Annotated in this window: 21 protein-coding genes; 11 read left to right on the forward strand and 10 right to left on the reverse strand. The window is 62.2% G+C overall.

What is annotated here, in order from left to right; all coding sequences use genetic code 11:
* Positions 1-13: 13 nt before the first annotated feature.
* Positions 14-1675, reverse strand: coding sequence for an ABC transporter substrate-binding protein (locus RUH64_RS08790; protein WP_313812857.1), 1662 nt, complete (start codon positions 1673-1675; stop codon positions 14-16).
* Between the two features lie 125 nt (positions 1676-1800).
* Positions 1801-2412 carry an NAD(P)H-binding protein gene (locus RUH64_RS08795; protein ID WP_313812858.1) on the reverse strand — a complete coding sequence of 204 codons (612 nt, stop codon included), beginning with the start codon at positions 2410-2412 and terminating at the stop codon, positions 1801-1803.
* A 93-nt stretch (positions 2413-2505) separates the two neighbouring features.
* Here RUH64_RS08795 and RUH64_RS08800 point away from each other — a divergent pair, with 93 nt between their 5' ends.
* The 3 genes from RUH64_RS08800 (at position 2506) to RUH64_RS08810 (ending at position 5373) form a co-directional block, all read left to right on the forward strand.
* Positions 2506-2892 (forward strand): helix-turn-helix domain-containing protein, encoded by a 387-nt coding sequence (locus RUH64_RS08800; RefSeq protein WP_313812859.1) that lies wholly within the window; start codon positions 2506-2508, stop codon positions 2890-2892.
* 106 nt (positions 2893-2998) lie between these two features.
* Positions 2999-4039 (forward strand): MBL fold metallo-hydrolase, encoded by a 1041-nt coding sequence (locus RUH64_RS08805; protein ID WP_313812860.1) that lies wholly within the window; start codon positions 2999-3001, stop codon positions 4037-4039.
* Entirely contained in the window at positions 4036-5373 is a 1338-nt protein-coding gene (locus RUH64_RS08810) for an MFS transporter (RefSeq protein ID WP_313812861.1), read from the forward strand. The genes RUH64_RS08805 and RUH64_RS08810 overlap by 4 nt, the downstream gene beginning before the upstream one ends.
* A 34-nt stretch (positions 5374-5407) precedes the next feature.
* On the opposite strand, the gene RUH64_RS08815 is transcribed toward RUH64_RS08810, so the two are convergent.
* Positions 5408-6331: a LysR substrate-binding domain-containing protein gene (locus RUH64_RS08815; RefSeq protein WP_313812862.1), complete on the reverse strand. Its 924-nt coding sequence runs from the start codon at positions 6329-6331 to the stop codon at positions 5408-5410.
* Positions 6332-6782: 451 nt separating this feature from the next.
* Here RUH64_RS08815 and RUH64_RS08820 point away from each other — a divergent pair, with 451 nt between their 5' ends.
* Complete coding sequence (locus RUH64_RS08820) at positions 6783-7919, forward strand: acyl-CoA dehydrogenase family protein (RefSeq protein ID WP_313812863.1); 1137 nt, start codon at positions 6783-6785, stop codon at positions 7917-7919.
* Here RUH64_RS08820 and RUH64_RS08825 read toward each other — a convergent pair.
* Positions 7916-8623, reverse strand: coding sequence for an NUDIX hydrolase (locus tag RUH64_RS08825; RefSeq protein ID WP_313812864.1), 708 nt, complete (start codon positions 8621-8623; stop codon positions 7916-7918). The genes RUH64_RS08820 and RUH64_RS08825 overlap by 4 nt on opposite strands.
* Positions 8624-8641: 18 nt before the next feature.
* The gene (locus RUH64_RS08830; protein ID WP_313812865.1) at positions 8642-9673 is read right to left on the reverse strand and encodes a putative sulfate exporter family transporter; all 1032 of its coding nucleotides are present in this window, start codon (positions 9671-9673) and stop codon (positions 8642-8644) included.
* Positions 9674-9745: 72 nt separating this feature from the next.
* Here RUH64_RS08830 and RUH64_RS08835 point away from each other — a divergent pair, with 72 nt between their 5' ends.
* Complete coding sequence (locus tag RUH64_RS08835) at positions 9746-10666, forward strand: LysR substrate-binding domain-containing protein (protein ID WP_313812866.1); 921 nt, start codon at positions 9746-9748, stop codon at positions 10664-10666.
* On the opposite strand, the gene RUH64_RS08840 is transcribed toward RUH64_RS08835, so the two are convergent.
* A complete protein-coding gene (locus RUH64_RS08840; RefSeq protein WP_313812867.1) occupies positions 10663-12000 on the reverse strand; it encodes an MFS transporter in 1338 nt (445 codons plus the stop codon). The genes RUH64_RS08835 and RUH64_RS08840 overlap by 4 nt on opposite strands.
* A 162-nt stretch (positions 12001-12162) precedes the next feature.
* Here RUH64_RS08840 and RUH64_RS08845 point away from each other — a divergent pair, with 162 nt between their 5' ends.
* The 3 genes from RUH64_RS08845 to RUH64_RS08855 are packed head-to-tail and all read left to right on the forward strand — an operon-like array spanning position 12163 to position 15674.
* Positions 12163-13035 carry a shikimate dehydrogenase gene (locus RUH64_RS08845; protein WP_313812868.1) on the forward strand — a complete coding sequence of 291 codons (873 nt, stop codon included), beginning with the start codon at positions 12163-12165 and terminating at the stop codon, positions 13033-13035.
* Positions 13036-13038: 3 nt separating this feature from the next.
* The gene (locus RUH64_RS08850; RefSeq protein ID WP_313812869.1) at positions 13039-14883 is read left to right on the forward strand and encodes a TIM barrel protein; all 1845 of its coding nucleotides are present in this window, start codon (positions 13039-13041) and stop codon (positions 14881-14883) included.
* 20 nt (positions 14884-14903) lie between these two features.
* On the forward strand, positions 14904-15674 hold the full coding sequence (locus RUH64_RS08855) for an IclR family transcriptional regulator C-terminal domain-containing protein (RefSeq protein WP_313812870.1): 771 nt from the start codon (positions 14904-14906) through the stop codon (positions 15672-15674).
* A 65-nt stretch (positions 15675-15739) separates the two neighbouring features.
* Here RUH64_RS08855 and RUH64_RS08860 read toward each other — a convergent pair whose 3' ends face one another.
* Entirely contained in the window at positions 15740-15892 is a 153-nt protein-coding gene (locus tag RUH64_RS08860) for a hypothetical protein (protein ID WP_313812871.1), read from the reverse strand.
* A gap of 313 nt (positions 15893-16205) precedes the next feature.
* Here RUH64_RS08860 and RUH64_RS08865 point away from each other — a divergent pair, with 313 nt between their 5' ends.
* Genes RUH64_RS08865 through RUH64_RS08875 form a run of 3 tightly spaced genes read left to right on the forward strand, consistent with a single transcriptional unit; the run spans position 16206 to position 20162 of the window.
* Positions 16206-17756 (forward strand): Re/Si-specific NAD(P)(+) transhydrogenase subunit alpha, encoded by a 1551-nt coding sequence (locus RUH64_RS08865; protein WP_313812872.1) that lies wholly within the window; start codon positions 16206-16208, stop codon positions 17754-17756.
* 49 nt (positions 17757-17805) lie between these two features.
* Positions 17806-19206, forward strand: coding sequence for a Re/Si-specific NAD(P)(+) transhydrogenase subunit beta (pntB, locus tag RUH64_RS08870; protein ID WP_313812873.1), 1401 nt, complete (start codon positions 17806-17808; stop codon positions 19204-19206).
* 23 nt (positions 19207-19229) lie between these two features.
* Positions 19230-20162, forward strand: coding sequence for a DMT family transporter (locus RUH64_RS08875; protein ID WP_313812874.1), 933 nt, complete (start codon positions 19230-19232; stop codon positions 20160-20162).
* Here the strand turns inward: RUH64_RS08875 and RUH64_RS08880 are convergent.
* From RUH64_RS08880 to RUH64_RS08890, 3 genes are all read right to left on the reverse strand, one after another.
* Positions 20130-21353, reverse strand: a complete 1224-nt coding sequence (locus RUH64_RS08880) for a PLP-dependent aminotransferase family protein (RefSeq protein ID WP_313812875.1) — start codon at positions 21351-21353, stop codon at positions 20130-20132. The genes RUH64_RS08875 and RUH64_RS08880 overlap by 33 nt on opposite strands.
* A gap of 93 nt (positions 21354-21446) precedes the next feature.
* Complete coding sequence (locus RUH64_RS08885; RefSeq protein ID WP_313812876.1) at positions 21447-22274, reverse strand: hypothetical protein; 828 nt, start codon at positions 22272-22274, stop codon at positions 21447-21449.
* Positions 22271-22684, reverse strand: a complete 414-nt coding sequence (locus tag RUH64_RS08890) for a helix-turn-helix domain-containing protein (protein WP_313812877.1) — start codon at positions 22682-22684, stop codon at positions 22271-22273. The genes RUH64_RS08885 and RUH64_RS08890 overlap by 4 nt, the downstream gene beginning before the upstream one ends.
* Between the last annotated feature and the right edge of the window lie 103 nt (positions 22685-22787).

Here is a 22787-nt window from a genome sequence, read left to right on the forward strand (position 1 = left end):
GACTTGCTTGGGCCTACTTGGTGAGGAACACGTCGTAGTAGGTCGGCGAGGACACCGCGGTGGTGGCGCCCATGCCCTGAACCTTCTTGCCGTAGAGGAAGTGGTTCTGCTGGTCGTACAGCGGCAGCACATAGTAGCCCTCAAGCACGATCTTCTGCGCCTGATCGTAGAGGTCTGCGCGCTGCGCCTCGTCGTTGGTCTGCTCCGCGTCGGTCAGCAGCTGATCCAGCTTCGGGTCCTTGATCTGGGCGTTGTTGGCGAAGTAGCCAGAGGGGGCCGGGATCGTGGAGTCGGAGTGGTACAGGATGCGAAGCACCGACGGGCCGACCTTGGTGTAGGGGGCGGAGACCAGGTTGTACTTGTGGTCGGCCAGCGCACCGTACCAACTGGACAGATCCAGCAGTTCGATCTTCACCTCGAAGCCCACGGCCTTGGCCGAGGCCTGGAACTGTTCGAACAGCGACTGCTCTGCGGGCACCGACTGGTTCGTGGAGACGGGGAAGGTGGCGGACAGGCGCTTGCCGTCCTTCATGCGGTAGCCCTCGTTGTTGCGTTCGGTCCACCCCGCCTGGTCGAGCAGCTGGTTTGCCTTGGCGACATCCGTGCCGAACAGGCCTTCTTCGCTGATGCCCAGCGGTTCGACGCTGGAGAGCAGCGAGTAGCTGCGCTTGGCGGTGTCGAAGAACAGCGAGCTGATGCCTGCGTTGACATCCAGCGAACGCATGAACGCCTCGCGCACCAGGACGTCGTCGAACGGCGCCTTGGCGCTGTTCAGCTCGATGCGGTTCGACGCGCCCGGACGCGGCGCATCCAGGTGGCCCAGCGCGTTGTCACTCATCGCGGAGGCGATGGTATCCGGCTGGGCATTGTCGATCACGTCCACCTCGCCGGACTGCAACGCCGCATAGCGGGTGGCCGCCTCCGGGATGAAGCGCCAGGTAATGCCGTCAAGATAGGTGGTGCCCTGGCTGCGGTTCGCCTCTGCTACCGGGGCGACGTAGGCGTCGTTGCGCACCAGGTTCACCTGCTTCTGGTGCTCCCAGGACTCGACCTTGAACGGGCCGGTGCCCACCGGGGCGGCGCAGTTCGTAGCCTGATCGCGCTTGAGCGCCTTGGGGGATTCGATGGCGGTCCACGGCATGGACAGCGACTCAAGCAGCGCGTTGTCAGGAGCGGAGAGGGTCAGCTGCGCGGTGAGCTCGTCGGGAAGCTTGATGTCCTTGACCTTGCCCACGGCGAGGTAGCCGGTGGAGGACGCGGTGTCGGGATCCTGCAGGTGCTCGATGTTCGCCTTGATGGCCTCGGAAGTCAGCTTGGTGCCGTCGGTGAAGCTGATGCCTCCCCGCAATTTGATGGTGCGGGTCAGGCCGTCTTGTGAGACCTCGGTGCTTTCGGCCAGCCACGGGACGATCTTGCCCTCGGCGTCCTTGGTGAACAGTGGTTCGAGGTATTGGCTGGAGACCAGCGCCTGCGGGTAGTTGCCGCCAACGTGCGGGTCCAGGCAGCTTGGTTCGGCGTCGCCGGAGGCGTAGACCAGGGTGCCGCCGGCGGTTGGCTCTGCGGCTTGATCAGATGACGTGTTCGGGTCGGCCGAGCAGCCTGCGAGCACTGCCGAGACCAGGCCTACGGCAAGTGCGCTTGAAAGCACGCGCAGTGCGCGCTGATTTTTCTGCATGAGTGGGAACATACCTTGTTGTATCGGTGAGAGTGATGACCACCTTTAACCATAGCCACCCAAGGGTGAACGCAGGATGGCTTGTCATCCAGTTCACACCTTGGGCGGGCATGCGGCGGCGGTGGTTACTGCTTTTCGCTGGCAACCGTCATGCGGCGGTTCGCGTGCACGGGGGTTTCGATCTCATCGAGGATCGCTACGCCGAAGTCCTGCGAGGAGACGAAGTCGCCGGCCGGCGAATCCGTGCCGAGGGTGTAGCTGCCGGTGCGGGTGCCCGGGGCGATGACCGGGGCCGGGGCCACGACGGTCCAGGTGATGCCGGAGACCGAGGTGAACATGTCGTAGACCTCGCCGCAGGTCAGCGCCTCTGCCTTGTAGGCATCGGGGAATCCGGGGGTGTCGACCAGGCGGACGCCGTTGACCTCGGTGGCACCCGCGCCGCCGACGACTACCAAGCGGGCGTCGGTCAGGGTCTCGGTGATCTGCTCAAAGGCGTCGAGGTATTCCTGGTGGTCGCCTCCGGTGCGCGATGGCGGCACCGCAACGACGATCACGTCGTTGTTCTTGCCCAGCTCGCGGTAGGCTGCGCCATCGCCCAGCTCGGCCGCCACTGCGGTGGTGCCTTCGACATCTTTGCCCGAGCGGGTCACCGCGGTGACCTCGTGTCCGCGGGAGATGGCTTCGGTGACGACTTCGCTGCCGACCATGCCGGTGGCTCCGTAAACTGCGATTTTCATGCTGTTCCTCTCTGTGCTGGCGGTCCCAGCTGAATGCTTCACAACAATGGTATCCTTTTGATACCGACTACTACAACGAAACTAGGTTTCCTCATGGAAAGCGAGCAGGATTTCAACGTCTTCGTGCAGGGCTGCCCCTCGCGTGAAATTATGCAACGACTTGGAGACAAGTGGACTCCTCTGGTCTTACTGGCGCTCGCCGAGGGGCCGCAGCGTTTCTCCGAGTTACGCCAGAACATCGGAACCGTCACTCCCAAGGTACTCACCAGCACCCTGCGCACACTAGAACGTGACGGACTGGCGCTGCGCACGCTCACCGCCCAGGTCCCGGTGCGCGTGGACTATGAGCTGACCGAGCTGGGGCGCAGCCTGCTGGGCCCCATGGAAACCATTCGCTTGTGGTCCGAGCGCAACGTCCCCAGGGTGCTGGAAGCGCGCGATGCATTTGATGATCGCCAAGAGCAAGCATCGGGACATTGATTATAAGTAAAACTTTGTTTATTCGTAGATAAAAACAGTTTTACGAATGTAACCCGCCTCACGATGATTGAAGAGTCAGGAGTCAGTTCGTGAAAGGGCAAAAGCCGTGCTTGAAAATCTCAACCCCCGCGTCGTCACTCTAGGAACGGCTGGCGGCCCGCGCTGGTGGACCGGGAAAGATGCCGGACGTCGCTCGGGAATTGCTACTGCAGTCGTCGTGGGACAGGCAGTTTACTTGGTTGACGCGGGAAGCGGAGTGGGCAATCAGCTGATGAAGGCTGGATTTACTCCCGGGGATTTGCGCGGAATTTTCCTTACCCACCTGCACTCAGACCACACCATCGACCTCGCCTCCTTGGCGATATTCGGCATGTTCACCATGTCGCGGGACAAGGCTCCTGTGCGGATCATTGGACCGGGAGACCGCGGGGAACTTCCGCCAGTCTCACCTCGGGCTACAGCGGCCCCCACTCCAGTATTCCCAAATAACCCCACTCCGGGAACCGCGGCAATGTTCTCTTCGCTGATGCAGGCTTACGCAACTGACCTAAATGACCGTGTCATCGATGCACTGCGCCCCTCGCCGTTGGATTACTTTCTCGCCAGCGACATTCAAATTCCTGCGGCCGGGGGATACCACCCCAACCAGAATCCGACCCCGCAAGGCTTCAAACCATTCGAGATTTACCGTGATGAGCTGGTCACGGTGACAGCCACCTTAGTCGAACATCCGCCGATCGCACCTGCCTTCGCTTTCCGCTTCGACACCGACCAAGGCTCGGTGACCATCTCGGGCGATACTGCTCCGTGCGAGAATTTGGTTCGCCTGGCGCAGAACACCGATCTGCTTTTGCACGAAGCTATCGACTTCGAATGGGTACAGCGTACCTACGGCTCGGTGGGTACGGAAGAAGCCAGGGCATCCATGGACCACCATCGAAAGTCACACACCTCAGCACTTCAAGCCATCGATCTGGCTGGACGTGCTGGCGCAACTGCGTTGGCACTTCATCACCTTGTTCCTGGAACTACCCCTGAATCTGTTTGGAAAGCACATGCTGAAAAATTCCCCGGCGACTTCTTCATCCCCAACGATTTGGACGTAATTTCGTTCGCCCGCACCTCTTCTGAAATGGCAGTAGCATGAGTAACACTGTGAAGCACGAGCAAGATCCAGGCCTGAAAGTTCCGAGCCTCTCTTCACCGCAGATGCGGCGCATTCTGGCTTCGAGCTTTATGGGTAGCGCCATAGAATTTTACGATTTCATCCTCTACGCCACTGCAGCTTCACTGGTGTTCAATAAGATTTTCTTTGCCGGGCTGACACCCGGAGTTGCTATCTTCGCCTCCTTTGCCACGCTTGCCGTTGGCTACCTGGCTCGCCCGCTTGGCGGTATCGTCTTTGGCCACTTCGGCGACAAACTGGGGCGTAAAGGCGTATTGGTGACCTCAATGGCCATGATGGGAGGTGCCTCGACACTGATCGGATTGCTGCCTCCTACCGCACAGATCGGCATGATCGCACCTGTTGCGTTGATCATCCTGCGTATACTGCAGGGGCTCGCAGTCGGTGGAGAATGGGGCGGAGCAATGCTTATGGCACTGGAGCATGCGCCCAAACAGCGACGTGGTTTTGCGGCGAGCTTTGCCAACATGGGTGGCCCGGCCGGTGCAGTATTGGCCACGCTTGCCGTCTCTGCAGTTTCATTACTACCTAACGATCAGTTTTTGTCTTGGGGATGGCGGTTGCCGTTCCTATTCAGCATCGCCTTGGTGGCCATCGGACTGATCGTTCGTCTAAAAGTCACCGAATCGCCACTGTTTTTGTCCCTTGAGCAAAAGGCCGAGGAACGAAAAATACCGATCAAGGAAGTCCTTACCCGGTATCCCAAGTCTGTTATTCGCGGAACTTTGGTGGGAATGAGCTCGTATACAGTACAGGGCTTGATGACAGTCTGGGCAATCTCATTCGTGGTAGACGAGGTGGGCATGGACCGTACAGCTGTGCTGAACATTAAAGCAGTAGGTGCGGCACTGACTGTTGTGGGTATTTGGGTGTCGGCTCGATACTCAGACAAGTACGGACGTAGGCCAGTGATGATGATTGGTATTGTGGCCGGTGCACTGATGGCCCTGCCCATCATGTTCATGCTGGAGCTGGGGCAACTTTGGCTGTTTGCCATCGCACTGTTCATTGCCAACGGCGTCATCCAGGCCTTCGTCTTCGGACCATTCGGAGCCTTTACTGCGGAATTGTTCCCGACCCGCATTCGCTATACCGGAGCCTCATTGGTCTATCAGCTCTCTTCCACTGTCGGAGCAGGGTTCACTCCGATGATCGTAGCTGGGTTGGTGTTGGCGGCCGGCGGCAGGTTATGGCTCGTAGGTGTCGTCTGGGCCGCAGTATTCGTGATCGCAGCGTTGGCCATGAGGGGTATGAAAGAAGGCAAAGACGTGGATCTTCGGGCGCAGGACCTTTAGCCATGTAGTAGTTGAAGGACTGGGCCGTTCAAGATTATTCTTGGACGGCCCAGTTTTCGCGTTCCGCCCCGATTTTCTGGCAGAAATCAAGAAATGCTCGTAGACGCAGGCTCGGGCGTTTGGTTGCCGTGTATGCCACGCAAACATCGCTGAAGCCTACCGGCCCATCGATTTCCAGTACAGCAAGCGGCAGGCCGTCATAACTTAGGTTCACCGGTGGACGTTGTACCAGCACGCTATAGCCGAGTCCTCGGGCAACCATGCCGCGTACAGCTTCAAAGCTTTGTGAGCTCCAACGGATCTTTGGATCGAGTCCGGACATTCTGAGATTCACAAGTTGGTTGTCACGGACTGTCGGCAGGTCGAGCGATACGAAGTCGTCATTGGCAAGCTCGGTGAGTCTGACTGAGGCACGGTTCGCGAAACGATGAGAAGCCGAAACCAGGACATAAGGCCTTCCAGACATGACAATTCGATGCTCTACATCCGCAATTAGATGTCTCGTGTGTGTCAGGACGACGTCTACGTGTCCTTGAAGCATGCGCTGCTGCAATTCTGCAGCGTCGCCCTCGATGATTTTCACCTGCAATCCGGGGTTCGGGGCGGTGAATTGTTCGCAGATCACTGGGATCCAGAAGGCGGCCAACGACGAATAGCAGCCAATGACCAGTGGCCCAGAAAGCTCAGATTGGCGCTCCATAATTTGGCTCTGTATTTCTTCTGCATGGCGTACAAGGGCCAATGCATCGTGGAGAAACTCGGTACCCACTGCTGTGAGAACCACGCCTCTGGCCCTATTGCGAACCAGTAATTGAGTGCCGACCACGCGTTCTAGTTCTGCCATTGACTGACTCATAGCGGCTTGTGAGATATGGCAAGCTGTGGCTGCCGCTGACAGTGAACCCGCTTCGGATACCGCGACGAAATACTGCAGTTGGCGCAGGGTGTAATTGATCATTCTGGAACTGTGAAACCCTGATAGATGCGGAAGCTGGTAAATAACGTGCGCTGGTTAGTCAACGTCGAATGTAGATAACCCTCTAGGTAATTGGTTGACAGCATCTTAACTAGTTTGCTGTGTTCATTGTCCTTCATCGACATCCTTGAGCGCGGACCTGCTGCCGAACGTGGCACCTGCAATCCAAATTATCACCACAAAGCGATCCGCTGGCTAGCTTGGGTGCTGCGGATTCGTTCACACCCTAGGTTTCGTTCAATTTCGTGCAATTGTATGTTTGCGACAGCCGATTAGCACTCGGCGAGCGCAACGTCCCCAAGGTGCTGGAAGCGCGCGATGAATTTGATGATCGCCAAGAGCAATTGCCCTCCTAGTTGTAACGCGAATCACATATACTGCGGTTAGGGACCCTTAACCGAACGGGTGCCGTAGTGAGAGGGAGGAGCCAAACATGCTCGAACTTAGCGAAGACCAGCAGGCACTGGTGGAAATGGTCCGCGACTTTGCCGCCACACGTATTGCCCCCAACGCCCTTGATTGGGATGAAAACAAGCATTTCCCCATCGATGTCCTCGCCGAGGCCGGGCAGCTGGGTATGGGCGGCATTTATGCGAGCGAGGAGTTCGGAGGGTCCGCACTGACCCGCTCCGACGCCATCTTGGTTTTCGAGGAGCTGGCCAAGGCCTGCCCCACCATCTCCGCCTACATTTCCATCCACAACATGGTCGTGTGGATGATCGACCGCTTCGGCAGCCACGAGCAGAAGACCAGCTGGCTTCCGGCAATGACCACCATGGAGCAGCTCGGATCCTACTGCCTGACCGAACCCGGCATCGGTTCCGATGCGGCGGCGCTGACTACCCGCGCCGAGAAGCAGGGCGACGAATATGTGCTGAACGGGGTCAAGCAGTTCATCTCCGGAGCCGGCGCCTCGAAGGTCTATATCGTCATGGCGCGTACCGCGGATACCGGAGCACGCGGCATCAGTGCTTTCCTGGTCCCGCTGGACAGCCCTGGGCTGAGTTTCGGCCCGAATGAAAAGAAGATGGGCTGGAAGGCCCAGCCCACCCGCCAGGTCATCATGGACAATGTACGCGTTCCGGCGCAGAACCTGCTCGGTGCGGAGGGCGAAGGCTTCTCCATGGCAATGCAGGCGCTGAACGGCGGCCGGCTGAATATCGCCGCCTGCTCGTTGGGCGGCGGGCAGTTCGCGCTGGAGAAGTCCACCGCGTACCTCAAAGAGCGCAAGGCCTTCGGCGGCCCGCTGACCCGGCAGGAAGCTTTGGTCTTCAAGCTCGCAGAAATGGACATGGAGTTGGAATCCGCCCGCTCGCTGCTGCACCGCGCCGCCGCGGCCCTGGACGCCAAGACCCCGGAAGCGGTGAGGCTGTGTGCGATGGCCAAGAAGGTGGCCACGGATGCAGGTTTCAATGCTGCCAACAGCGCCATCCAGCTGCACGGAGGCTATGGCTACCTCAGCGACTACGGGCTGGAGAAGACCGTCCGCGACCTGCGAGTGCACCAGATCCTTGAGGGCACCAATGAGATCATGTCGCTGATCGTGGGCCGGAGCCTGATTGACTCCTAAGCCCGCTCACGAAGCTCGCTGTCCCTGACGGGAGTCGCCGACGAGGTGTCGGTCCCGTCGGGGTGGACGGTGAGGATCTCATGCTGCGAGGCGATGATCCGGTCGATGCTGCCCAGCGCCATGGCATCAAGCAAAGTGCGCTGGGTGGGCCGCATCATCTTGATCTCACCGCGTTCCAATGAGGCGAACAGCGCCTCGGGGCTGACCCAGCGGGAGATGACCGCCTCGGTGGTCTGGTGCGCCGGTTCCTGCCCTTCGCGCAGGGCCGCGATGAAGAAATAGGTGTCAAAGCGCTTGGGGAACTTCACCGGCGTCACCCAGTTGGCCCAGGGATGCAGCTGTTCCGGGTCAAGCAACAGCCCGGTCTCCTCGAAGACTTCCCGCCGTGCCGCGGCCAAGACCATCCCTGCCTTCCGGGCGCGCTGTTCGGCAGGAGCCGCGGCGATGGAGGAGGTGGCCCAGCGCTGTGCCTGAGCCATGATCAGGTCTTCGGGCAGTTCTCCGTTGGCCACCGTCGTCGCATCCTGCGGGTCGACCCTGCCCCCGGGATAGACCACCATGCCTGCCGCGAAGTCCATGGTGTTCACCCGGTGCTGCACGAAGACCTCGAAGCCGGTGCCTGCCGGACGCAGGAGCAGCACGCTGGCGGCCTGGCGGACGGGAACTTCGGACTGCGGCGGATCGGAGAGGTGCTCGGTGCTCATGCTGATCAGTGTATCGGGCTACTGCGGTGGGAAGAGCAGGGTGCCGGAGGTGGCTACCACGATGATCACCAGGGTTGCCAGCAGGCCCAGGATCAACGCCTTGCCGCCGGACTTGACGATGCTGCGCAGGTGAACACCCAGTCCCAGGGCGAACATTGCAGCGGCCAGCAGCAGGGTCTGCAGCTCTGCCGCGGCGACCAGCACCTGGGGCGGCACAATGCCGGTGGTGCGCAGCAGCATGGCCGCGATGAAGCCTACGACGAACAGCGGGATCAGCGGCGGGTTCTTTCCGCCGACCACCGAATGCTTGGTGCGCATGTAGACGCCCACGCCGGCGATGATCGGTGCCAGCAGTACCACGCGGGCAAGCTTGACTGTCACCGCGACCTCAAGGGCTGCGGCGGAGACCGAACCGCTGGCAGCGACCACCTGGGCCACCTCATGGGTGGAGGCTCCCACCAGCATGCCGATGCTGCGGTCATCCATGCCCAGCAGCGCACCGAGCGCTGGCATGGCAGGGATCATCAGGGTACCGAAGAGCACCACCAGACCCACCGCGGTGGCCACCTGGTTCTGCTTGGCGCGCACCACGTTCTCCGCACCTGCCACCGCGGCAGCACCGCAGATGGAAAAGCCGGTGGCGATGAGCATGCGCTGTTTCAGGTCGATGCCCATGCGCGCACCGATCCATAGGGTGAGCAGGAAGGTGACGCCCACCGACAGGAAGACCACCAGCAGTACGCCGGGGCCGAGGCCCAGGATGGTGCTCAGCGAGAGCTGCAGGCCCAAAAAGACGATGCCCCAGCGCAGCAGCTTCTTGGCCGACCAGGCGATGCCCGGTTCCAGCGCTGCCGGGACCGGGGCCAGGTTGCGCCACAGTGCGCCGAGGATGATGGCCAGAAGCAGCGCGCTCAGGCCGTTGAGGAACTTGCTGGCAAGCACGCACAGCACGCCGACCGCCAGACACAAGAGCAGCCCCTTGACCACCTTCGGCGGTGCGCCGGTGGTTGTGGCTGGGGCGGTATCGGCTGGTTTCTTGGTGCGTTGCATATTTACAAGTCTTGTCGGGGTGCCAACTTCGCGGTATTCCCTCTGTTGCTATCACCGGCATATGATGCTGATATGGAGCAGGACCCGTCATCTCTCAATAGCATTGCCCACTGGATGCAGTTCTCAACCCTGAGCCTGCTGGTGGGCATCGCCGACCACGGCAGCCTCAGCGCCGGCGCCCGCGCGGCGGGCATCGCCCAGCCGAATGCCACCCGTGCGCTGAAAACCATGGAACGCCGCCTGGGCTATCAGCTGATCGACCGCAAAACCACCGGCTCCACCCTCACCCCGGAAGGGGTGCTGACGGTGCAGTGGGCGCGCGAGGTGCTTGAAAGCCTGCAGAACCTTGCCGCCGGGGCCCGTACCCTTGCCGATCCGGGGCAGGCGGAACTGGACTTCGGAGCCAGCATGACCGTCGCCGAATACCTGGCCCCCGGGTGGATCGGGGAGCTGCATGCCAGCATGCCGGAGGTCAAGCCGCGCATGCGGATCATGAACTCACAGGACGTCATCCACGCGGTGCAGCAGGGGGAGGTGTCCTTCGGGTTCGTTGAAACCCCGCACATTCCACTGGGGCTGCAGAGCCTGCGCGTCTTCACCGACGAGATGCTCATCGTTACCGCACCAGGCCACCCCTGGGCCACACGAGGCACCCCGCTGTCGGTGCATGAACTTGCCACCACGGCGCTGATTGAACGCGAGGACGGTTCGGGCACCCGCGCCTTCCTTGACTACATCGCCCACACCGAGCGGCCCAAGCCGATCGCCGAGTTCAATTCGAACTCGACGATCTGCCAATGTGTGGCCGCCGGCATGGGGCCCGCGGTGCTCAGCCAGTTGGCGGTTCAGAACCAGCTGAAGCTGGGCACCCTGGTGGAGATCCCCTTCGGAGGACCGGCGTTGGTGCGCGAACTGCGGATCATCTGGTCGGCAAGCCACGTCCCCTCGCCGGCCGAGCAGGAGCTGCGCGAGATCGCCGCGGCCGGCAGTTAGGCGACCTTGTGCACCGGGTGGCCCAGCTGCGAGGTGGGCACCCGGAAGGTTTCGCGCGCGGTCAGCGCAGACACCGCTGAGATCAGGCAGATGCCCGCGGTGAACAGGCTGATCTGCACCCACCCACCCGGTTCCAATCCGCCCATGGCAGCCACGATTGACGGGGCGAACCCGGCCATCAGGAAGCCCAGCTGGGTGCCGATGGCAAGTCCGGAGAAGCGCACCTGTGAGGAGAACATCTCCGCGTAGAAGCTTGGCCAGACGGCGTTGGCCGCGGCGTAGCCGCAGGAGAAGACCAGCAGCGAGAGTCCGAACTGCAGCAGCGTGTTATCCGATTCCATGGAACGCAGGTAGAAGGGCATGATGACCGCGGAGCTGATGGCACCGTAGATGAACACCGGCTTGCGCCCGATCTTGTCCGCCAGCATGCCGAACAGCGGCTGGCTGAACAGGGCGCCGATATTGCCCGCCACCACCAACCAGAGGGTGATGGACTCATCCATATTGCCGATGGTCTTGCCATAGGAAATGGCAAGGGTGCCGTACACGGTGGACACCGCGGCGATGAAGGCGCACAGCACCACGCGCAGCACGTCCTTCCAGTGGAAGCGCAGCAGCACCGCCAGCGGAAGCTTGGCAATTTCGTTGTTCTTCTTCGCTTCCTCGAACTCGGGGGTTTCATGCAGCGAACGGCGGATGAAGAACGTCACGACGACCACCACGGCCGAGAGCCAGAAGGGGATGCGCCAGCCGATGGAGTACTTGATGTCATCCGGCAGAGCCACCACGGGAATGAAGATCATCGCCGCCAGAATCTGACCGCCCTGGGTGCCTGTCAGGGTCCAGGAGGTGAAGAAGCTGCGGCGGTTATCCGGCGCATGCTCCAGCGACAGGGATGATGCGCCCGCCTGCTCGCCGGCGGCAGACAAGCCCTGCAGCAGCCGGGCAAAGACCAGCAGTGCGGGGGAGAACCAGCCGATTTGGTCGAATGTCGGCAGGCAGCCGATGGCGAAGGTGGAGGCGCCCATGACGACCAGGGTGAACATCAGGACCTTTTGCCGACCGATCTTGTCGCCGAAATGCCCGAGGATAATGGCGCCGATGGGTCGGGCTACATAGGCAAAACCAAAGGTCGCCAGTGACATCACCGCGGCGTTGGTGTCTGCATCGGGAAAGAAGATATGCGGAAAGATCAGCGCCGCTGCGGAGCCGAAGATGAAGAAATCGTAGTATTCGACGGCGCTGCCCATGAAGCTGGCAAGCGCTGCCTTGACCGGGGTGCGCTGCCCCGATTGGTCTGCGGCAGACGCCGCTGACTTTCGTGTAGTTTGCATCGGATGACTCCTTGGGAGAGAGGTGAAGACCTTAGCCAGATTTCCTAAATGTTCGCTATGCGACCACTTGTTCGGAATGTGTTCATGGGTTTAGAGTAGATCTAAATCACACTTCGGGCAATACCCAACGTGCCGGTGATGACAGAATGCGAGGAAAAATCCATGAGCACAACAGCGCAGTCCTTTCTGGTAGGACTCATCGGAGACGGGGTCACCCCCTCGCTGACACCGGCCATGCATGAGAGGGAAGCCGACGCGCAGCACCTGCGCTATCTCTACCGCCCCATCGACCTGTCGGTGCTCGGGCGCGATGCGTCAGACGTGGGCCGGCTGCTGCGTGCAGGGGCAGAGCTCGGATTCAACGCCTTCAACATCACCCACCCCTGCAAGCAGCTGGTGCTGGAGCACCTGGATGAGATCTCTCCCAACGCCCGCGACATCGGTGCGGTCAATACCGTGGTGATCCGCGACGGAAAGTTTTTCGGCTACAACACCGACGCCTCCGGCTTTGCCAGCGGTTTTGCCGCGGGCCTGCCCGATGCGGTGCAGGACACCGTGCTGCAGCTGGGCGCCGGCGGGGCCGGATCAGCCGTGGCCTACGCGCTGCTGAACACCGGAACCACCACGCTCTACCTCGTAGATCCCGATGCGGAACGCGCCGGTACGCGGGCCGCGGAACTGCAGCAGCACTTCTCCGGCTCCCGCGTCATCCCCGCTGCACCCGCCCAGGTGCCCGAGCTGCTGCCGCAGGTCGACGGGGTGCTCAATGCCACGCCGATCGGCATGTTCAACCATCCGGGATCACCGCTGGACCTTGCAGGATTGGAACCACGCCACTGGGTTTCTGACTGCATCTACCGGCCCGTGGACACCGAACTGATCATCGCCGCCCGCCGCCTCGGCTGCCGGGTGCTCGACGGCGGGCATATGGCGGTGGGGCAGGCAGTGGATGCCTTTGAAATCTTCACCGAGATCAAGCCCGACGCAGCGCGCATGCGCGCCCACCTGCTGGACATGCTCGAGAAGGGGTTGTAAACAATGCGCACCTCCATCGCCACTGTCTGCCTCTCCGGAAGCCTGGAAGAAAAGATGTACGCCTGCGCCAAGGCCGGCTTTGACGGCATCGAGATCTTCGAGCAGGACCTGCTGGTCAGCCAGATGTCCCCCGAAGAAGTCAAAGCCTTGGCCGCGCGGCTCGGGCTCAGCCTCGATTTGTTCCAGCCCTTCCGCGACTTCGAGGGAGTCGACGAGGCAACCCTGAGCGCCAACCTGCGCCGCGCCGAGGCAAAATTCAAGCTCATGGCCCGCCTAGGCATGGACCTGATCCTGCTGTGCTCCAGCGTCGCCACAGCCAACATCAACGACGACGAGGTCTTCGTCCGGCAGATCCGCCAACTGGCAGAGCTTGCCGCGAAGTATCGGATCCGCATCGCCTACGAGGCCTTGGCCTGGGGTAAATTCGTGAACACCTACCAGCACTCATGGAAAATTGTGCAGCAGGTGGACAGGGAAAATGTCGGCATCTGCATCGACAGCTTCCACATCCTCTCGCGCGGGGACGATCCGGCGCAGATTGCGCAGATCCCGGGAGAAAAGATCTTCTTCGTGCAGCTGGCCGACGCACCGGTGCTGAGCATGGATGTGCTCTCCTGGTCGCGGCACTACCGGGCCTTCCCAGGGCAGGGAGGCTTCGCACTGGAACAGTTCCTGGGCTACCTGGCGGACAGCGGCTATGCCGGGATCATCTCCCTTGAGATTTTCAATGATGTGTTCCGCCAGTCGAATGTGCAGCGCACAGCGGTGGATGCCCTGCGCTCGCTGCTCTGGCTGCAGTCCCAAACCGCTGCGCTGCGCGCAGCCCAGGGCAAGAACAGCGCGCTCAACCTGCGCTCCCTGCCCGGGGGCCAACAGGCATTGGGCTTTGACTTCACCGAAATCCGCACCGAAGACCCCGAACCTGTAGCGAGACTGCTCACCCAGCTCGGCTTCACCTTCCGCGGGCAGCACCGTCGCAAACCGGTGCAGCTCTTCAGCAGCCAGGACGCGCGCATCGTTCTCAACTCTCAGCGCAGCGCCGGCGTGAACGCGGAAGTTTCAGGCTTCGGCGTGCGCGTACCCTCGGCCGACCAGGCCACGGCGCGGGCGCAGGAACTGCTCGCGCCGCGGGTGCCGCGGCTGCACCTGAACAATGAGGAAGACCTTCCCGGATTCAGTGCACCGGATGACACCGAAGTCTTCTTCAGTGCCGTGGACGGCGCATGGGACCAGGAGTTCGGCGGGGACAACCTCGACCCTGAGCCCGGGGTCGAGGGGGCAGTGACGGGCATCGACCATATCAACCTCGCCCAGCCCTGGCAGTCCTTCGATGAATCGGTGCTGTTCTATACCAGCGTGCTGAACCTGAAGGCGCTGCCGGGCACCGAGGTGCCAAGCCCCATGGGTCTGGTCCGCTCGCAGGTGCTCACCACCGCCGACTCGGAGGTGCGCCTGGCGTTGAACATCGTCCCTGCAGGCCTTGCCTCGCTGCTAGACCGGCAGCACGAATACCCCGAGCACATCGCCGTGAAAACCGAAAACATCATCGCCCTAGCCCGCCGGGCGGTGCAGGCGGGGATGGAGTTCCTGCATATTCCAGCCAACTACTACGAGGACCTTGCTGCACGCTTTGACCTGGACCCGCAGCTGCTGGCGGAGCTGCAGGAGCTGAACCTGCTCTATGACAGGGACGAGCGCGGCGAATTCCTTCACTTCTACACCCAGCGCGTAGGAAACATGTTCATTGAAGTAGTTGAACGTCGAAATAGCTACGATGGGTACGGGGCGCCGAATGCTCCGATCCGGCTGGCGGCACAGTTCGAGCGCAACCGCTGGAGTTCACACTAGGGACCCAAGGAGAGCGCAGCGTGACCGAGCGGGCAGACTACTTTGTTAAATCCACGGCGAAGACCCTCGATGTGCTGCTCGCTTTCAATGGGGGCAACTCCGAGATGACGGTCTCGCAGGTCGCAGCCGCCACGGATCAAACCCGCGCCTCAGCACGCCGCTTCCTGCTCACCCTCGCGGACCTGGGCTACCTGGAAACCAACGGCGGAAACTTCAGGCTCACCCCGCGCGTACTGGATCTGGGCGCGTCATATCTCTCCGGCCTGACCCTGCCCAAGGCTGCCACGGTGCACCTTGAAGCGCTGGCCCGCGAACTGGGCGAAACCGCTGCGCTGTGTGTGCTTGAGGGCCAGGACATCCTCTATGTCGAGCGGGTGTCCTCCCCTCGGCTGCATTCAATGAATGTGTCCATCGGCAACCGGCTACCGGCCTGGGTGACCTCCATGGGGCGCGTGTTAATTGCCGCCCTGAGCGCCGAGGAGCGCGCAGCCTTCCTGAAGGATGTCGACCTGCGCAGTTATACCGAACATACTGTGGGCAGCCTCGAGCAGCTGGAAAGGGAACTCGACAAGGTATCTGCGCAGGGCTGGAGCTTGGTCAACCAGGAGCTCGACGAAGGCCTGCGCGGCCTGGCGGTCCCGGTCTATCGAGGGGACCAGCTGCTGGGTGCGCTGAACATTTCGGTGCAGCGCGGCAGATCGGATCTGCGCAGCATCACCGAGGTGCTGCTTCCGCGGCTGCGCCAAGCCGCCAACGACATTGCCGACGACTTTGGCGGTCGGCTGGCCTGATGTAAAGCGTGCCCATGAACTCGCAGGAGTTCATGGGCACCTCCACTGGGCCGCCGGAAATCCGCCTAGGCGGTCATCGGCTCATAAAGGTCGGCGGAGCCGAGCCACGGCCACATCGCCGTCTCCTGAGTGCCGGTGTTTCGGGCCTCCGAACGGACTGCGAAGACTTCTTTCCCGGCGGCGTTCAAAGTGGTCATATCGTCAATTAAATTACGCATTTCCCCTCCTCATTGAGTGGATAAGGCGGCTCGAAAATGAGCCGGATAATTGGCATCTACCCGAAGAACTTTCTGATGTTCAACTGATATACCATCGATGGTGGCATGCGCGGATGGTGGCGCGCAACACTTTTTCGGGGGAAATTTTCGCCGCGTCCACGCAGTGGAATTAATGGGTGGAATTTGACTTAACCCCTAGATCGATCCCCGCGGCTTCGTTATAGTGCTTCTCATATATCAATGGCATATCAGCCAAAATCGACCCCGTGCCGCTCAGCGTTGAGCTTGGCACGCTGACTGAAAGCGAGCCAACTTGACTCGAATAGGGATCGTGGCCGAACAACAGCCCGAGACGCGGGTGGCGGCAACGCCGGCCACCGTGCGGCAGTTGACTGCACTGGGTTATGAGGTGGTCGTCGAATCTGGTGCAGGGAGCCGTTCGGACTTCTCGGATGCCGCCTATAGCCAGGCCGGTGCGCTGCTGGGCACCACACGCCAAACCTGGGGGAGCGAGGTGGTGCTGAAAATCAACGCACCCACCGATGAGGAAATCGAGCTTTTGGCTCCCGAAGCAACGCTCATCGCCCAGTTGGGCCCCGCGCTGCACCCGGAACTGGTGGAAAAGCTCGCCCAGAAGCCCATCACCGCGCTGGCGCTGGATGCCGTGCCGCGCATTTCGCGCGCCCAGTCGATGGATGTGCTCAGCTCGATGGCAAATATCGCCGGCTACCGCGCGGTGATTGAAGCGGCCCATGAGTTCGGGCGATTCTTCACCGGACAGGTCACCGCCGCGGGCAAGGTCCCTCCGGCCAAGGTCCTGGTTGCCGGAGCCGGTGTGGCGGGACTGGCCGCCATTGGCGCCGCCAGCAGCCTCGGCGCGGTTGTCAGGGCCACCGACCCGCGCCCGGAAGTCGCCGACCAGGTCAAGTCCATTGGCGGGGAATACCTCAAGGTCGAGGTAGCTCAGGCCATGAACTCCTCCGACGGCTATGCCAAGGCCACCAGCGAGGCCTACAACCAGCGGGCAGCCGAAATCTACACGGAGCAGGCGGCCGAGGTGGACATCATCATCACCACCGCGCTGATCCCAGGACGCACCGCCCCGCGGCTGATTACCGCGGCGGACCTCGCACTGATGAAGGCAGGTAGCGTGGTCGTGGACATGGCCGCCGGACAGGGCGGAAACGTCGAAGGATCGGTGGCGGGCGAGCGCGTGGTCACCGAGAACGGGGTGATCATCCTCGGCTACACCGACCTGCCAGGAAGGCTCCCCGCCCAGGCCTCGCAGCTGTACGGAACGAACATCCTCAACCTGCTCAAGCTGCTGACGCCTCAGAAGGACGGGGTGTTGAGCCTCGACTTCCAGGACGTGGTGCAGCGCTCGGTCACCGTGGTCAGGCGCGGGGAACTGACCTGGCCTCCGCCTCCCGTGCAGGTCTCCGCACCCGCCGCTACGCCGGTGCAGCCGGACCCCGCGCCGGCAGAGGCCGCCCATCAGCCGGCAAAGTTCGGGGCCCTGGGCAAGACGCTGGCATTCATCGCAGGCATGGCGCTGCTGTTTCTGCTCAACGCGGCGGCCCCGGCCCCGCTGTCCCGGCACTTCACCGTGCTGATCCTTTCGGTGGTCATCGGCTTCTATGTGATCGGCAAGGTCAAGCATGCGCTGCACACGCCGCTGATGTCGGTGACCAACGCGATCTCCGGCATCATCGTGGTCGGTGCGATGGTGCAGATCACCTCGGGCAACCTGGTGGTGCAGGTGCTCGCCGCCGGTGCGGTGCTGCTGGCATCGATCAATATCTTCGGCGGCTTCGCCGTCACACGGCGCATGCTGGCGATGTTCTCCCGCGGGAGCAGCTCCTGATGACCCTGCACACGCTACATTCATTCGTCCTTCTTGAGGGAGCCCCACTGTGAGTCCAGAATCGATCACCGGCGCCGCGTACATCACCGCCGGGCTGCTGTTCATCCTCAGCCTCGCCGGGCTGAGCAAGCATGAAACCGCCAAGCGCGGCGTCGCCTACGGCATCGCCGGCATGGTGCTCTCCCTGGGGGCAACCATCGTCCTGAGCTTCAGTGCTGCCCCGGCCGGCCCGCAGCTGCGCACCGGCCTGATCCTGCTGGTGCTCGCACTGCTGGTCGGCGGGGCCATCGGCCTGTGGCGCGCCCGCGTGGTGGAGATGACGGGGATGCCCGAGCTGATCGCCCTGCTGCACAGCTTCGTAGGCCTGGCCGCGGTGCTGGTGGGCTGGAACGGGCATTTGGAACACCTGGACCTGGTGGGTCAGCTGGATACCATCCACCGGGCCGAGGTGTTCATCGGCATCTTCATCGGCGGGGTGACCTTCACCGGTTCGATCGTCGCCTTCCTGAAGCTCTCCGGGCGGATCAAGTCCAAGGCGCTGGTGCTGCCCGGGAAGAACGTCATCAACCTCGGCGCCATCACCCTCTTCGCGGTGCTCACGGTGCTCTATGTCAACACCACCGAACTGTGGATGATGATTGCCGCGACGCTCCTGTCCTTCGCCCTGGGCTGGCACCTGGTCGCGTCCATCGGCGGCGGAGACATGCCGGTGGTCGTCTCGATGCTCAACAGCTACTCCGGCTGGGCCGCGGCGGCGGCGGGCTTCCTGCTGAACAACGACCTGCTGATCATCACCGGCGCCCTGGTCGGCTCCTCCGGCGCGTACCTGTCGTACATCATGTGCAAGGCGATGAACCGTTCCTTCTTCTCCGTTATCGCAGGCGGCTTCGGCATCGAGGCGGCTTCCAAGAACGATGAAGACTACGGCGAGCACCGGGAGATCTCCGCGGAGCAGACGGCGCAGCTGCTCGCCGAAGCGGACAGCGTGGTGATCACCCCCGGCTACGGCATGGCGGTGGCCCAGGCGCAGTACCCGGTGGCGGAACTTGCGGGAAAGCTGGCGGCCAAGGGGGTCAAGGTGCGCTTCGGCATCCACCCGGTGGCCGGCCGGCTGCCCGGGCATATGAATGTGCTGCTGGCGGAGGCCAAGGTCCCCTATGACATCGTCTTTGAAATGGACGAGGTCAACGACGACCTGGCGCAGACCACGGTGGTCCTGGTGATCGGCGCAAATGACACGGTGAATCCGGCCGCGGCCGAGGATCCGGGCAGCCCGATCGCCGGCATGCCGGTGCTACGGGTGTGGGAGGCGAAGAACGTGGTGGTCTTCAAGCGCTCGATGGCCAGCGGCTATGCGGGGGTGCAGAACCCGCTGTTCTTCAGGGACAACTCGCAGATGCTCTTCGGCGACGCCAAGGACCGCGTCGAAGACATATTGCGGACCTTGTAACGCCACGATGTAGCGTGGGGATCATGCGTTTTTCTTCGGCCAACCGGCGCGGGGCGCTGGGCGCCTACGGGCTGCTCAGCGCCATCTGGGGTACGAATTTCCTGTTCATGCAGGCGGCCGCCCCGTACATCAGTGCGGGGCAGACCGCGCTGCTGCGGCTGGTGTTCGGGGCGATCCCCATCGTCATCTTTGCTGCGCTGACAGGTTCTTTCTCCCGACGGCACCTGCGCCATGCCCACCGCTTCATCATCCAGGCGTTCCTCGGCGCCGGGCTGTACTACTTCGCCTATGCCACCGGAACCTTCAGGCTGGACAGCGGAATAGCCGGGGCGCTGAGCGGTTCGATCCCGCTGTTCGCCACGGTGGGCGCCATCCTGATATTCCGGACCGAGAAGCTGACGGCGCCCAAGGCCGCGGGCGTGCTGCTCGGTGCGGTGGGCGTGGTGGTCATCGCCCGGCCGTGGAACGCCGCCAGCATCGATGCCGGAGGCGTGCTGTGGATGCTGATCGGCTCGGCGAGCCTGGGTCTGTCCTATGGGTATGCACGGCGCTTCATCACCCCGCTGGGGATCCCCGCGGCGGCGGCCGCCTCCTACCAGACGGTGCTCGCGGCCATCGGCCTGGCGCTGGTCACCGACCTGAGCGGCATCACCGACATCGCCCAGGATCCGGGCGCCCTGACCGCGGTGGTGCTGGGCCTGGGCGTCATGGGCACCGGCGTGGTGTTCGTGCTGTACTACATCATCGTGGCGGCGCTGGGTGCGGTCACCGCGTCCACCGCCAGCTACATTCCGCCGGTGTTCGCCATGGCGATCGGCATCATCTTCCTGGGTGAACAGTTCGACGCGGTCGCGCTGATCGGCGTGGCGCTGATCCTCGGCGCTGCAGCGATCATGCAGATCGCGCAGCGCCGCAGCGAGTTGTCAGCCAGCCAGGGCCTGTTGCAAAAGCAGTGACAGGCGGCGCACGCCCTCGGCGATGGTGTCCTCATCCACCGAGCAGAACGCCAGGCGCAGCTTGTTGCTCGCCTCGCCGCTGGGGCTGAAGGCGGCTCCCGGGATGAAGATGACTCCGGCCTTCACCCCCTGCTGCAGCAGCTCGTAGGTGTCGATGCCTTCGGGCAGGGTCAGCCAGATGAAGAAGCCGCCGTCGGGGTGGGTGTGGGTGATGTCCTCGGGCAGGTACTGGGCCAGCGCTGTGAGCATCGCATCGCGGCGCGAACGGTAGAGGTCGTTGTACTTGGCGACCTGCCCCTTCCAATCATGCTCTTCCAGGTAGGTGCTGATGATCATCTGGTTCAGGGTCGGCGGGCACAGTGCCACGGCCTCGCCGGCCAGGTAGAAGCGGCGGAACAGGTGGGTTGGCACCGCGGCCCAGCCGATGCGCAGTCCCGGGGCGAAGATCTTGGAGAAGGAGCCCATGTAGATGACGTTGTCCGCGTCGAGGCTGCGCAGCGTCGGGGCCGCCTCGCCCTCGTAGCGCAGCATGCCGTAGGGGTTGTCCTCAAGGATTAAGATGCCCGCTTCGCGGCAGATGTCCACGATTTCCTGGCGGCGTTCGGCGGCCAGGGTGATGCCCGAAGGATTGTTGAAGTTCGGGATGGTGTAAAGGAACTTGATGCGTTCGCCGGCCGCGCGCAGCTCGGCGATGCGTGTGCGCAGGGCTTCGGGAATCAGGCCGTTCTCATCGGTGCCCACCGGACGGGCATTGACCTGATAGGCCTCGAAGGTGTTCAGCGCGCCCACATAGGTAGGGTCCTCGCACAATACGGTGTCTCCCGGATCGCAGAACACCTTGCAAGCCATGTCCTGTGCCGACTGCGAGCCGTTGGTGACCACCACATCGTCGAAGCCGACGTTGGTGATGCCCTCGGCGGCCATGACTTCCAGGATCTGCGCGCGCAGCTCTTCGGTGCCCAGGCCCGAGCCGTACTGCAGCGCCACCGGTCCCTGCTCAACGATGATGCGCTGGGCGATCTCACCGATCTTCTCCAATGGCAGCAGCTGCAGGTAAGGGTTGCCGCCGGCCAAGGACACCAGCGAAGGATCCAGTGACAGCTCGAACACGTCGCGCACCGCCGACTGCTTAATACCTGCTGCTCGTTCGGAGAAAAGCGTCTCCTGCACGTTGCGCTGCTCTGCTGTCATGTCTACTCCTTGAACAGGCTGCCGCGGCGGCCAGAAAGTTTACAAATAATATACTTTTGTATTCCAGCAGTAAGTGCAGGGGATTGGCAAGAGTTAGGCGAAGAGCGATGGCTTTTGCATTAGCTCTTGTTGGGCTGCATAGCATTTTTTCTGTGCCCTTGTAATCTCCCTGGCGAGCTCGCTCTTCGGGGCGAAGCAGCGGGCGGAGATGTCGGCGAGCACGTCGAGGCTTGCCGCCGCCGCGTCGTGGCGCTCGGCGGCTGCGAAGGATTCAATCGACCGACAGGCGGCTGCAGCCAGCTGCAAGGAGGCATCTGTCGCGAGTGTGTCTCGCGCGCTGCTCGGGGAGTATTGCTGGGTATTAATCAGCGACTCCAGATGCTGTGCGCGGGCCTCAAGGTTGCCGAAATTGCGGATGATGCGTCGCCGAATAATGTTATTCGGCCAGCGGGAGAGCAGCGCGAGCACCACGGCGATGGTGATCGGGGAGGTGAACCGACCAGCACCCAGCCACCAGGCGAGCCAGGCGGTGCCGGTGCCCACGGCGATGATGCCCAGCGCCGCCAGCAAAGCCATCGGCACCCCGTGGCGTGGCGCGGGCATGCTCAGCACCTGCGGGTATGCGGCGTCGATGGCCGCCAATTGAGCACTGACCTGATCGGCATCGGGGATGCCCAGATCGTTGGGAGTTGTCGAATGCTCCGCCTCCCAGGCCTGCACCCTTCGACGGTCGCCGAGGACATGGGCAATTTGCCAGAGGCTAAGCAGCGGCAGGGCAAGGGCGAAGAACAAAAGCGCTGAAATTCGCAGCGTTATCCAGCCGTTTTGGTGCATGCCGTAGCAGCCCATCCATGACAGCAGGAGGTAGATGGGCAGCCTGATCAGCAGGCGATCCCACCAGGGGACGGTCCTGGGTCTCATGCCTCGGTATCGGCTACATGAACTGATTGTGACGAGGCGCGGGAGTCAAGCCAGGCTTGGATGGCGCCGGGTCGGATGCGCCGGTGGGTGCCGCGGTATTCCACGGGAATGACCCCGGCGTCGGCGAGCTTTCGCAGGTAGGTATTGGAGATTCCGGCCATCTGCGCGGCCTGCGAGGTGTTGAGCAGTAGTTCGGGGGTGCCGATGCTGACGGTCTCTCCGGCGGCGAAGCGATTGAGAACCTCTATCAGGGCTTCATGTGCGGTCATGGGCAGTTGCAGTGCCGTTCCGTTCACAAATACTGTAGTGTCACTTGAATCTTCCAAGGCGCGACGCAGGCGTGCTGTGGTCTTCTCATCGAGCGCTTCAAAGGTTCGCAGATTGCCCAGTGCAGAGGTTCCAGATGCCATAGCTCTTATTTTGCCTCAGAACCCGGAAGCCCGCACGAACAGCGGCCGATTCTCGATTATGACGCCATTGCGACAAAAAGTTCTTGCCTAGCGGGCATTATTT

It is taken from the genome of Glutamicibacter sp., assembly GCF_032154645.1.
In the GTDB taxonomy this organism is placed as follows: Bacteria; Actinomycetota; Actinomycetes; order Actinomycetales; family Micrococcaceae; genus Glutamicibacter.

Bases quoted from the DNA above. Each gene is read 5' to 3' on its own strand.
- RUH64_RS08800 (WP_313812859.1), top strand. From the start codon at position 2,506: ATGGAAAGCGAGCAGGATTTCAACGTCTTCGTGCAGGGCTGCCCCTCG.
- RUH64_RS08890 (WP_313812877.1), bottom strand. From the start codon at position 22,684: ATGGCATCTGGAACCTCTGCACTGGGCAATCTGCGAACCTTTGAAGCG.
- RUH64_RS08795 (WP_313812858.1), bottom strand. From the start codon at position 2,412: ATGAAAATCGCAGTTTACGGAGCCACCGGCATGGTCGGCAGCGAAGTC.
- RUH64_RS08885 (WP_313812876.1), bottom strand. From the start codon at position 22,274: ATGAGACCCAGGACCGTCCCCTGGTGGGATCGCCTGCTGATCAGGCTG.
- RUH64_RS08815 (WP_313812862.1), bottom strand. From the start codon at position 6,331: ATGATCAATTACACCCTGCGCCAACTGCAGTATTTCGTCGCGGTATCC.
- RUH64_RS08825 (WP_313812864.1), bottom strand. From the start codon at position 8,623: ATGAGCACCGAGCACCTCTCCGATCCGCCGCAGTCCGAAGTTCCCGTC.
- RUH64_RS08830 (WP_313812865.1), bottom strand. From the start codon at position 9,673: ATGCAACGCACCAAGAAACCAGCCGATACCGCCCCAGCCACAACCACC.
- RUH64_RS08840 (WP_313812867.1), bottom strand. From the start codon at position 12,000: ATGCAAACTACACGAAAGTCAGCGGCGTCTGCCGCAGACCAATCGGGG.
- RUH64_RS08790 (WP_313812857.1), bottom strand. From the start codon at position 1,675: ATGCAGAAAAATCAGCGCGCACTGCGCGTGCTTTCAAGCGCACTTGCC.
- RUH64_RS08860 (WP_313812871.1), bottom strand. From the start codon at position 15,892: ATGCGTAATTTAATTGACGATATGACCACTTTGAACGCCGCCGGGAAA.
- RUH64_RS08810 (WP_313812861.1), top strand. From the start codon at position 4,036: ATGAGTAACACTGTGAAGCACGAGCAAGATCCAGGCCTGAAAGTTCCG.
- RUH64_RS08875 (WP_313812874.1), top strand. From the start codon at position 19,230: ATGCGTTTTTCTTCGGCCAACCGGCGCGGGGCGCTGGGCGCCTACGGG.
- RUH64_RS08850 (WP_313812869.1), top strand. From the start codon at position 13,039: ATGCGCACCTCCATCGCCACTGTCTGCCTCTCCGGAAGCCTGGAAGAA.
- RUH64_RS08880 (WP_313812875.1), bottom strand. From the start codon at position 21,353: ATGACAGCAGAGCAGCGCAACGTGCAGGAGACGCTTTTCTCCGAACGA.
- RUH64_RS08820 (WP_313812863.1), top strand. From the start codon at position 6,783: ATGCTCGAACTTAGCGAAGACCAGCAGGCACTGGTGGAAATGGTCCGC.
- RUH64_RS08835 (WP_313812866.1), top strand. From the start codon at position 9,746: ATGGAGCAGGACCCGTCATCTCTCAATAGCATTGCCCACTGGATGCAG.
- RUH64_RS08845 (WP_313812868.1), top strand. From the start codon at position 12,163: ATGAGCACAACAGCGCAGTCCTTTCTGGTAGGACTCATCGGAGACGGG.